The sequence below is a fragment of the Flavobacterium sp. HNIBRBA15423 genome (genome assembly GCF_052655965.1).
Window position 1 is genome coordinate 2,801,838 of the sequence record NZ_CP199751.1, and the last position, 13,007, is coordinate 2,814,844.

Consider the following 13,007-nt stretch of genomic DNA (forward strand, 5'->3'; position numbering starts at 1 on the left):
ATAACAAAAAAAACCCCGACAAAATCGAGGTTTAACATATCTTAAGATATTATTTAGTTTTTAGAAATAGATACTTTTTTATCTACATTAAAATTATCATGAGTAGTTAATTTTACAAAATATACGCCATCACTCAATCCAGAAGTTGAAACTTGAATTTGTTCCGAAGTACCTAGGTTTGCTTTATTAATAACCAATTTACCAGTTACATCATATAACTTAATTGATTTAACATCTTTTTGTAATGTATTAAAAACTGTTAATTCTTGATTGTCATTATTTTGATATACTTCAAAAGAATCTATTATTTCATCATTCAATCCTAAAGTTGCATCAATATTTTTAAAAGTAATTTCAAATCGTGTCTTATATACTCCAGGACTTAGCGTTATACTAAAAAAGCTATTTTTTATATCATAGTAAATATCAGTCTCTTTATCATGAACAAATATTTCCTGAGCTAAATCAAAATTGATTAATTCATTAACAGCCAATTTAAAAGTTGCCTGAATATCAGTTTTAAAAGCAATTGGCATTTTTTTATCAATATCAAAAGACAAAGTTGAAATCACAAATTGCTTATCACCTTCCAATGGAAAGTATACGTCTCTAGGTAAATTAGAATCAGGTGCGATTGCATCTAGTGCAAAATCGTAACCATCAGTAGCATTATTATTAAAAGCAATAACAGTTTCTCTTGTAAATTCATCATTCATAATAGTATGAATTTTAAATTGAGGAACTTGTAGTTTTGAAAACTGTGTGTAATCAACGTTAGCAACATTTGGAATTTCTTCCCAATTATTATTAGAAAAATTCACATTAGAAGAACGTTCAAATTCAGAACTACTTGCTACTCCTTCTTTAACAAAAGCACGATATAAATTTTTCATTTGAGCGTTACCTGAAGCAACTACACCTTGAACTTTAAAACCTTGACCAATGGGTGTAAACATTCTTAAATAAGCATTCCCAGTAGAAGAACCAGAAGTATTTGGTGTTCCATTACCATTATAAGTGTTCCATGTAGCTGAAGTGTAAGTTCCTGGAGAAAATGCTGTAGCTCCGTTTGCTACATAAACACCATAACCTCCAATATATTGTGAAACATAGTGTGAAGTTGCTGGTTTTTCATGTTCCCAGAAATAAGCACTTCCGTTAATAACAGGCGAACCTGTTAATGAATAAGTACCATTAGAATAATTAACAGTATAACCGCTATTTTCTAATAGAAATAAATTTAAATTAATAGCAGAAGGATAAGGATTTCCTGTTAAAGTTCTATTTGGATAATCTGGACCTGCAGTATTACCAACTGGGATATTAATAGTACCTTCATTTGGCTTGCCTCTAAAATCATATCGTTGATTATTCCCAGAATTATTTGCTACTCCTTCAACTGCATCCGCAACAACTGAATCACTTCCAGAAACACCCTTCATAGTAAATCCTTCTCCTGGATTAATGGTTGATGCATTACCTACATAACTCCATTGACCATATTGATTTGATTGAACATATTTGTATATCCATCGAGAAGCAATTGACAAGGATGTATTTGTAGAAACTCCATTTAAACTAGAAGCAGGCAAAATTGTGGCTGGTGAACTAGTAATTATTGCAGTTGGTCTATTTAACCTTGTTATCCCAAAATTTCCATTACCTACTGTAGCTGAAGGAACTCCTACTGGAGAACACCAGTAATTATAACCAAAATTATTAGATGTACCCTCTTGAAAAATCGACAAATTACCTAATCCTTGGTTCAAACTAGTAGATGTATTCCCTTGCAGTAATTGCGACTTATTTCTCAAATAAAAATTGCCATTATTGTCGAGATTTACATCTTGTTGAACATACAAGTAAGCATCATTAACAAAAACATAACTATTTGGACTAACATATATTTGCGCACTCATATCCAAAGTTAATAAAACAAAAAAATAAAATAATGTTTTTCTCATAATAATGAAGTTTTACTATTACACAATTGTGAATATTACACCAAGCAAAAATAATTAAAAAAAGAATATGTTTTAACACTTAACAGGTTAAATATCAATATAATCTTTAAAATACTAGTTAAAGATATAAAATTATAAGTCAATACTTATAAAAACTACCCAATAAAACATAAACAATCGACAAAAAGCATCAACAAAAGTTAAAAAATCCTCTATTTAACAAATTTAACATTTTTTCTATCAATTGTGTTAAAAAAAAATTACTTTTGCATCGCTATTTACTCTGTATCATGCTGATAAAGAAAAAATTACTGATTTAACCACCTGCTTATGAAATTATTTTACTCATCTAATGTGTTATGTGCTTTTTTTTCTCACAAAAGGCATAACCTAATGAAAAACAATACACTTGTTCTTTTTATATTTCTTTTATTTTCATTTCATTCTTTTGGACAATTAAATGATTGTGGTAATGGTGCAGCAGGAGAACTAACTGTAGGCACTACATGTAATCCTGTCACATTTAATTCAAACAACAATACTGATTATTGGGATGGTGCCTCAGGATGTGGTGCAGAAGATAGAGATGATGCTTGGGGATGGTTTGATGCTACTTCAACTTCAACCACTATAACCTACAATAGTAATCGAGATGCTGTATTGCATTTATTTACAGGTGGATGTTCCACAGGAATGACTTCACTAGCCTGCTCAGACAATACAGGATCTGGAGATGAAACAATTACTTATGCTACTACCCCAGGAGTGAGATATCGGATAAGAATCCAAAGATATGGGGACAATGCCAATATGAATGGAACTATATGCATCTATTCACCTGTACTTCCACCAACAATTACTAGCTTTACTCCAACTAGTGGTTGTGTAGGATCAACTTTTGACATAACAGGAACAAATTTTACTGGAGCTACTGCTGTAACAATAGGAGGAACAAATGTTACCTCTTTTACTGTTAATTCAGCTACTTCAATAACAGCTACCGTAGGAACTGGAACAACAGGACTTGTTAGTGTAACAACATCAGGCGGAACTGCTACTTCTATTGGAATATTTTCTGTATTAACTACCCCAACGATAACAACACAACCTATATCTACTCTAATATGTAAACCAGGTAATGGCTCACTAAATGTAGTTGCTACTGGTGCAACAACTTACCAATGGAGAAGAAATGGTGTTAATTTAACAAACACAGCTCCATATAGCGGTGTAAACACTGCTACTTTATCATTAACTAATCCTGCTTTGGCAATTGCTGGAAATTTTGATGTAATTGTAGGAAACGGGGTTTGTTCTATCTCATCAAATTCTGCTGCTTTAACAATAGACACTACTCCTATTATAACTTCACAACCAATTGCTACAACAATATGTGCATCTGGGTCTGGTTCATTTAGTGTAATAGCAACTAATGGTATTAATTATCAATGGAGAAGAAATGGTGTTAATTTAACAAATACACCTCCATATAGTAATGTAAACACTTCAACTTTAAATATAACAAGTCCTTCTGTACCAATTGCTGGAAATTTTGATGTAATTATAACCTCAGCTTCTGGCTGTCCTATAACATCAAATGCTGCTGTTTTAACGGTAAATTCAGTACCAGCAAATCCTTCTAATCCAACTAGTAATTCCCCTCAATGTAATCCTACTGGAGTTACTTTAACAAGATCAGGTACACCACCAGCAGGAGAAACATGGTATTGGCAAACAGTTTTAAGTGGAACTGATACTACAAATAATGGTGCAACTTACAATGTTAACACTACAGGAACTTATTATATAAGATCAAGAAATAACACTACTGGTTGTTGGAGTTCAGGAGAAGGAAGTTTAACTGTAATTGTAAATAATTCACCAGCGATAGCTACATCTCCTAATCCGACAGATTCAACTTCAGGAATTTGTTATTTAGGAACTGGAGCAGTTAATTCAATCAATTGGTCAGCAGTTGCAGGTGCAACATCATATGATGTTTATTTTGGAGCTGGAAGTTTACCTATAATTTTAACTGCTAATGTAGCTACAAACTCATACAACACAGGAGTGTTAAGTGCCTCAACAACATATTATTGGAAAGTTGTTCCAAGAAATTCTTGTGGAATAACCGCAGGAACTCCTACAGTATGGAATTTCACAACAGCCAATGAGCCTTGTTATTGCACTTCCTCTGGTGACACAATACCTGATGGTATTACAGGAGTTCAATTTAATACAATAAACAATATAGGAACAACTGTAAATTCAAGTTATTCTAATTTTACTGGTATTACTACTACTGTATTAAAAGGAATATCATACAATCTTAATGTTTATATTAATACAGCAGGAAATTATACTAATTATCAAACTGTATGGATTGACTGGAATGGAAACGGTTTATTTACAGATGCAGGTGAATCTTATAATTTAGGCACAGCTGTAAATGTAACAAATGGTCTTAGTTCATTATGCCCTTTGTCAATTACAATTCCAGTTGGAGCTATTACTGGTCAAACTAGGATGAGAATCCAATCTAAGTATAATTCTGTAACAGGTAATTCTTGTGCAACAGGTTTTGATGGAGAAGTGGAAGATTACACATTAAACATCATTCCTGCATCACCATGTTCTACTCCTACAGCTCAACCTACATCTTTATCATTAAGTCCTACTGGTACTTTTATATCAGGTTCATTTACTCCTGCTTCACCAGCTTCAAATAATTATTTAGTTGTTTACAATACTACAGGAACTGTACCTTCACCTTCAAATGGATCTACCTATTCTGTAGGTGGCCTTATAGGAGCAGGAAATATTGTTGTTTCAAATGATAGTAGCACTACTTTTACAATCTCAGGATTAACAAACACAACTACATATTATATTTTTGTTTTTTCATATAATTCTTTTTGCACTGGTGGTCCATTATATAATACATCAACTCCTTTAACAGGATTTACCACTACTAATACACAAAATTATTGTACACCATCAGTTACTGCAGGATTACAATCAGAAAATTATATTACTCAAGTTGATTTTGTAGGTAATATTACAAATTCCAGTAATACTTCTACCTATTCATCAAATCCAGCAGGATTCCAAGATTTTTCTTCTTTAACTCCAAAAGCATCACAAGCTCAAGGTGAAGGAGTAAATATTTTTGTAGACACTAACAGAAACGCTTCTGTTTATATGAAAGCTTGGGTAGACTGGAATAAAGATAATTTATTTGACAACACAACGGAGATTGTTTATCAGGCAACAACTGCATTTTTAAATACTACTTTTGGATTTGTTGTTCCAGCAACAGCTACACCTGGTGATTATAGAATCAGAATCAGAATAAACGCAGGAAGTAATAGTTTTAATTCTTGTGGAAATATTGCAAGTAATGGAGAAACAGAAGATTACATCTTTACTGTAATAGCAAATTGTACTGCAAAAATTCAGACCATTACTTCAGCAACAAGATGTGGAACAGGTACACTAACATTAGGAGCAATCGGAACTGCTGGCACAACTGAATATAGATGGTATTCTGCTAAAACTGGAGGTGTTCTAGTAGGAACTTCTTCAACAACTTCATGGACAACTCCATCAATTTCAACAAAAACAGCATACTATGTAACAGCCTACAATGGTTCTTGTGAATCGTTATTTAGAACTGAAGTCTTTGCGTATGTAAACCCTGTATCTACTATAACATTTACAACATCAAGTCCTGAAATATGTGGAGAAGACAGCATAATAGATCTATCTGCAAACTCAACAACAGAACAAGTTTCACTTATAAATGAAAATTTCGAAAGTGGTTTAGGTGTGTTTACCAATAATAGCATAGCAACTCCAAATGCATCAATAACGAACTGGCAAGTAAGAAGCAGTACTTATATACCTGCTTATCCAGCTTACCCAGTTTGGTATCCTGCAATTTCTTCTGGATTTAGCCCTAATCAGTTTGTAATGTCAACTTCAGATTTATCTACTGGAGGAGGTTCATTTGGTAAAGTTGAAACTGCCTTAGAATCTTCAGTTGTTAACACAACTGGTTTCTTAAATTTAACTTTGTCATTCAAAATGTATTTTTCTAGCTATTATGATGACAATAGCGCAACAACAGAATTCGTTACATTAGAATACAAAAATGGCTCAGGAGCATGGACTGCTATACCATCAGGTTTATTCTTATCTGATGTTGGAATTGGAACTCAATTTGCTACACAGACTTTTGACTTAAGCCCTTATATTGGAATTCCTTCTTTCCAAATAAGATTTAGATATAAAGCAGGATGGTGTGATGGTGTAGCTATAGATGATATTGAATTATACGGAGATAGAACTTTAACTCCTGCATTTACATGGACAAGTGCATTACCTGTAGATGCCTATTTAGATGCGGCTTGTACCATACCTTATACATCAGGAACTCCTATCTCAACCGTATATATTAAACCTACAGTAGCACAATTAGAAACACCAACTTATTCATTTACTGCAAATGCAACTTTGACTAATGGATGTTCTACAAGTTCTACAATAAACGTTACCAATAAAACTAGGATTTGGAAAGGAACTTCCTCTTCAGATTGGAATGACGCTAACAACTGGTCACCTGTTGGTATTCCAGATATAAATACATGTGTTATTATATCTAATACAGGTACAAACTCATTATTAAATACTAGTCCAGATGGAATTGGTAAAAATTTAGTGATAAAATCTGGAGCGACTTTAAATGTTCAAAACAATAATGCTTTAACAATTAAAGAATTCATCATTAATGATGGAAGTTTCAACCTAGCAAACAACACAAGTTTAATTCAAATTGATAATGTAGCAAATTCTGGTACAGGTACAATGACAATGAATAGAACTACTTCAACCACTAATACTTATGACTACATATATTATTCATCACCAGTAGGTAATTTCTCTTCAGCCAGTATTCCTGGAACACCAAGATATGTTTGGCAACCAACAATAAATAGAGCTCCTACATATCCTAGTAACTTTGGTAATTGGATAAGTGCAAGTGGAAATATGATAGTAGGTAAAGGATACATAGCAAGACAAGGAGTTGCCAGCACAATTTCAGCTAATTTTACAGGTATTTTTAACAACGGAGATATTACTATTCCTGTATCTAGAGATACTTATGATGGTTCCAATTATACAGGACCAACTACAACTCCTATAACTAAAGATGATGATAATCTAAACTTAATAGGCAATCCATATCCTTCAGCCATTAATGCAATTGATTTTCTTACTGCTAACACCAATCTTGAAGGTTTTGTAAAAATATGGACACATGGAACTGCTATAAGCTCTTCAACAACGAATCCTTTTTATCAAAATTTCCAAAGCAATTATTCTATAAACGATTATATTACTTACAATGCAAGTGGTTCTTCTTCAGGACCTGGTGTTTTCGGAGGATTCATTGGTTCAGGTCAAGGATTTTTTGTACAAATGAAACATGCAACTGTAGCTACAACTGAAAATGTAACATTCACTAACAGTATGAGAGATGCAACATATAGTAATAGTCAATTTTACAGAAGTGAGAACGAAATAGAATCAAATAGAATTTGGTTAGACCTTACAAAAGAAAACGGTCCTTCCGTAAGAACATTAGTGGGTTATATTTCAAATGCAACTAATGATATTGATAGACTTTATGACGCACCAGCAGTTAATAAAAATTATTTCGATATTTATTCTATTTCCACATCAAATGAAAAATTAAACATACAAGGTAGAGCGCTTCCTTTTGTAGAATCTGATATTGTTCCAATAGGAGTTTATATTACTCAAAGTGGCAATCATACTATTGAAATAGGAGCTGTTGATGGTTTGTTTACTAATGCAAATCAAAATATTTACTTAGAAGATTTACAAACAGGAACAATTCATGACCTTAAAATTACTCCATATAGTTTTACTTCCAATATAGGCAATATTGATAATAGATTTATTCTTAGATTTAATAATACAGATAACTCATTAGGGAATTCTAATTTTGATACAAATGAAAATGATATTTTAGTTATAACTAGCGATACCTTAACTATTAAATCACTTACTACTAATATTGATTCAATTGAAATTTATGATATCTTAGGAAGAAATATTATAACTATCAAGCAAATTAATTCACTTGAAAAAGAAATTAAGAATGTTCAAAAGAACAATGCTCCCATAATTATTAAAATAAAACTTGAAAACGGATTTATTATAAATAAAAAGGTTGTTTTTTAAAAAAATAAAATATGCTTTATTCCAAAAAACCAGTCATTTTAGACTGGTTTTTTTTGTATTACTTCATACAATAAACACTTCATTACAAATTAAGAAAAACTTATATAAAAAAGTTTAAGCAAATGAAATGATACTAATTCTAATTCAATCCTAGGTTCTCTTTTCTATAATGAAAATTCACTTTAACATAGAAAGTAATAATTCTATTAAATAGAAAACTACAATTGAGAAATATTTATATTTCTAATTCGATTAAAATAATTAATCACCACTTATTCTCAAAAAACTATCAAATAATTTCTTCTTGGCATTTTATATTAGTTCAACTTAACCTATTAATATCGAATTCTGATGCCAAATTGATATACATATCACAGGTTTAAAAAACTCATTCATCTTAAATAAGTGCTCATTTTCATTCATCGACATATTAATGTCTTTTATCGATATATCAATTTCAACTATCGAAATTTTATGATTTAACGATTAATGCTTTATACTTTTATAGCGTTGATACTATAAAAATTATGATTTTTGATTTTTTTGCATTTTTAAAATTTCAGCATAACTCAGCTAATTAGCTGTATTTCAACAATACAAGAAGATTACAATTTATTTTTTTAACAAGAAAAAAAATAATATAAAAAAAATTAACATAAATGATATTTTTATTATAATTTAACGTGAAAATATAATTATTTATGGTAAAAAATTAAGAAAAAACAACTAAAAATCTTTTAACAATGACAAACTACAAATCTCTTAGCTATGAAAAACTATTTTTTTAACAAGAAAAATCGATTTTTTAACAGTTTTTTAACAATAAAAGCAAAAATTGTTAAAAATATTTTCCTATTTGATATAAAAAAACTAAATTTACAATTGTTTAATGCTATTAATCAATGCCTTATGAAAAAAAATTACTTAACATTAACCACAATTTTATTGATTTTTTGCACACTTTGCATCCAAAAAGGATTTGCTCAAGCTCCATCAAATGATAATTGTTCTGCAGCTATATCTTTAACAATTAATACTAGTTGTTCCTATACAAATTATACTAATGTATCTGCTACTGCATCTACTACACCATCAACACCACCGAATCCAGGCTGTGCCAATTATATAAGTGGTGATGTTTGGTTTTCATTTGTAGTTCCTGCAAACGGAAGAGTAGCTGTAGACATGCAAGAAGGCACAATGATAGACTCCGGAATGGCTTGGTACACAGGAACATGTGGCTCATTAACACTTCTTGGATGTGACGATGATGGTAGCCCAAATGGAAATATGTCCTATATAAATAGAACAGATTTAACTCCAGGTAATACAATATATGTAAGAGTATGGGGATATAGTAATTCATATGGAACATTTGGTATTTGTGCTTTCTCAGTTGACTCATCATGCTCTCCAGGTGATGGTACAGGAATCTCTGAATTAGGATGCCCTTCAGTCGTTTCTGGTGGACTTAATTTAGATGGAGCTGATCCAGATCCTGTAAGCTGTGCTGCTTCCTCTACTTGTGTAGACTTAGAAGCTCATTATTTAGATTTAGGAGAAACTACATCTTATTTAGTTGAATCAATTCCTTATAATCCTCCATATCAATTTGATTGCTTAACAAATCCTGTTAGCGTTGATACCGATGATATTTGGTCTCCAACAATAAATTTACCTTTTGACTTCTGTTTTTATGGTAATACCTATAACCAATGTTTAATTGGCTCTAATGGTGTTATCACCTTTGACTTAACTAGCAATTCTCCAGGAGGAACTTGTGGTTGGAACTTTAATGCTAATCTCCCTATCGCTGGAGATCCTTCTTTAATTGAAAATGCAATTTTTGGTGTATTTCATGACATTGATCCTACCTATGGAGGAGAAGTAGGATGGGAATTAATTACACTTAACACAGGTTGTCGTGCATTAGTAGCTTCCTGGAAAGATGTTCCCATGTATGAAGAAAACTCAATATTATATACAGGAATGATTGTTTTATATGAGAATACTAATGTTATAGAAGTATATATACAAGAAAAGAATATAGATAATTTTGGAGCAGGAACATGGAATAATGGAAATGCAGTTGTTGGAATACAAGATCCAACTGGGACTATTGCTACAGTTGCACCAAACAGAAATGGATTGGATGCTAATTGGACAGCTGTAAATGAAGCATGGAGATTTGTCCCAGATGGAACTTCAATTACATCTATAGTATGGCATGAAGGTTCAGGTACATCAGGTCCTGTAGTAAGCACCTTAGATCAAATTAGTGTTTGCCCAACAACTACAACTACATATACAGCAGAAGTTACCTATCAGTTATGTGGAGGAGCTACATTAACAGAGCTTGATGAAACTACAGTTACTGTAAACCAAAGCAAAGTTTGGAATGGTTCTATTAGTACAGATTGGAATGATGCTAACAATTGGACACCAGCTGGAGTACCTACTACAGCAGATTGTCTAGTAATTCCTGATGCAACAAATGACCCTATTGTTAATGGCAATGCTTTTGGATTAAATTTATCCATTTACAATAATGCAAATATGACAATAACCAGCAATAACACAACAACCATTACCGATTGGGTAGACATTAACGCTGGTGGTAATTTATTTTTACAAAATAATGCTAGTTTAATTCAGATAAATAATGTCGCAAATAGTGGAATAATGACTATGGATAGAGATGCAAGTATAAAACAATATGATTATGTATATTGGTCGTCTCCTGTTGCAAATTTTTCGTTATCAAATATCTTAGGAAGTAATAAATACAAATGGGAACCAACTCTACCTACAACATATGCAAGTAATTTTGGAAACTGGGTAAGTACAAACGAAAACATGATTGAAGGAAAAGGATATATTGTACGTGCACCTAACAATTACACCTCATCACCACAAGTTTTTACTGCTACTTTCACTGGAACACCAAATAATGGAGATATCAATATTCCAATTCAAAGAGGCACTTATGATGGGGCAAGCTATACAGGACCTACAGCAACACCTATAAATAGAGAAGATGACAATTGGAACTTAGTCGGTAATCCATACCCTTCAGCAATAGACGCAATAGACTTCTTAACATTAAATACTAATATAAATGGCTTTATAAAAGTGTGGACACATGGAACACTTCCAAGTACTTTATTTCCAACTGCATTCTATCAAAATTACACCTCAAATTACGACCTAAGTGATTATATTACTTATAATATTTCGGGAAGTTCATCTGGACCAGATGTATTTGGAGGTTATATAGCTGCGGGTCAAGGATTTTTTGTCTTAATGAACCACACGAGTGCATCAACAACAGAAAACTTAATATTTAACAATAGTTTGAGAAGTAATGCTCATGATAATAGTGAATTTTATAGAAGTTCTAATTCTTCTCAAATTGAAAAAAATAGAATTTGGTTAGACCTTATAGATCAAAATAACAATTCAGCAAGAACTCTTGTTGGTTATATAACTAATGCAACAGATACTATTGATAGACTTTATGATGCACCTGCACCTAATAAAAATAATTTTGATATTTATACCTTAAATCAAAATCAAAGATTAAATATTCAAGGTCGTACTCTTCCATTCAATGAAACTGATTTAGTTCCACTTGGAATATATTTACCTCAAATAGGTAATTATTCAATTGGTATTGGAACTGTGGATGGATTATTTGTGAATCCTAACCAAAATATTTATATTGAAGATTTACAAACTGGTATCATTCACGATTTAAGAACTACACCATACAGTTTTACCTCTAATGATTCAGGAAATATAGACAATCGTTTTGTGTTAAGGTATACAAACAGTACGTTAGACAATTCAGATTTTATTACAACAGAAAATGAAATAATTGTCTTAACAAGTGATAATTTAATTGTAAAATCTACTAGAACAGATATTGAATCAATTAAAATATATGATATACTAGGTAGAAATCTAGCCTCAATAGAAAATGTAAATTCACCAGAATTAACAGTTCAAAATTTACAAAAAAACAATACTACATTAATAGTTCAAATAAAATTAACCACTGGAATAATTATTAATAAAAAAGTAATTTTCTAAAAATAATTAACCCAAGACCAAAAAGACCTTTTCTTTAAATAGTTAAGGTCTTTTTCATTAGAGTAAGCTTCCTTTTCAAATGAAATATTTCTATAGGCTTTATTCCAATCTCCATATTTAAAAAAGCGAAACAAAAATTCTATCACATACAATACAAAAAAAAGAACAACTAATAATTCTAATTGCTGTCTTATATGAATTTTTTCATGATTTACAAGCACCACTTTTTTTCCATCTTCCTTATTTAAAAGAAATATAAACGGAAAAAAAGTAATTCCCTTATACCCTTTCGGAATTAAATATTTCACAACTATTATTATCATATGCTACAAAGTTGCTAAATTTGTGCTTATGAACAATACGTTAAATCCAAATAATTTAAAAGAAGGAGAAGATTTTTATTATACTCCTGAAGGTTATAAGTGTTTTACAGAAACCTATCATTTAAAGAGAGGATATTGCTGTAAGAGTGGATGTCGTCATTGTCCTTATGGTTTCGATAAAAAAACAGGAACAATAAAAAAATAAAATGGACATTCAATTGTTGCGATATAAAATAAAAATTTACAAAACCTATCACAGGTCAGATATTCGTTATCCTTAGTTTTATAAGGGCGTGCCCTCCATTTCATTCCGGTCGGGCTATTCGCACTACAAGGTAGTTTGCTTCTATCCCTCACG

At 31.4% G+C, this 13,007-nt stretch carries 5 protein-coding genes; 3 read left to right on the top strand and 2 right to left on the bottom strand.

The features are described from left to right. Positions 1-53: 53 nt before the first annotated feature. Positions 54-1,964, bottom strand: a complete 1,911-nt coding sequence (locus ACULEV_RS12710; RefSeq protein ID WP_445455424.1) for a T9SS type A sorting domain-containing protein — start codon at positions 1,962-1,964, stop codon at positions 54-56. A gap of 393 nt (positions 1,965-2,357) precedes the next feature. Here ACULEV_RS12710 and ACULEV_RS12715 point away from each other — a divergent pair, with 393 nt between their 5' ends. Further along, entirely contained in the window at positions 2,358-8,234 is a 5,877-nt protein-coding gene (locus ACULEV_RS12715; RefSeq protein WP_445455425.1) for a GEVED domain-containing protein, read from the top strand. 909 nt (positions 8,235-9,143) lie between these two features. Then, a complete protein-coding gene (locus ACULEV_RS12720) occupies positions 9,144-12,326 on the top strand; it encodes a hypothetical protein (protein ID WP_445455426.1) in 3,183 nt (1,060 codons plus the stop codon). Here ACULEV_RS12720 and ACULEV_RS12725 read toward each other — a convergent pair. Then, positions 12,323-12,649: a hypothetical protein gene (locus ACULEV_RS12725; protein ID WP_445455427.1), complete on the bottom strand. Its 327-nt coding sequence runs from the start codon at positions 12,647-12,649 to the stop codon at positions 12,323-12,325. The two genes, ACULEV_RS12720 and ACULEV_RS12725, sit on opposite strands and share 4 nt — an antisense overlap. A gap of 28 nt (positions 12,650-12,677) precedes the next feature. Between ACULEV_RS12725 and ACULEV_RS12730 the strand changes: the two genes are divergently transcribed. Then, entirely contained in the window at positions 12,678-12,854 is a 177-nt protein-coding gene (locus tag ACULEV_RS12730; RefSeq protein ID WP_445455428.1) for a DUF5522 domain-containing protein, read from the top strand. The last annotated feature ends 153 nt before the right edge of the window (positions 12,855-13,007 follow it).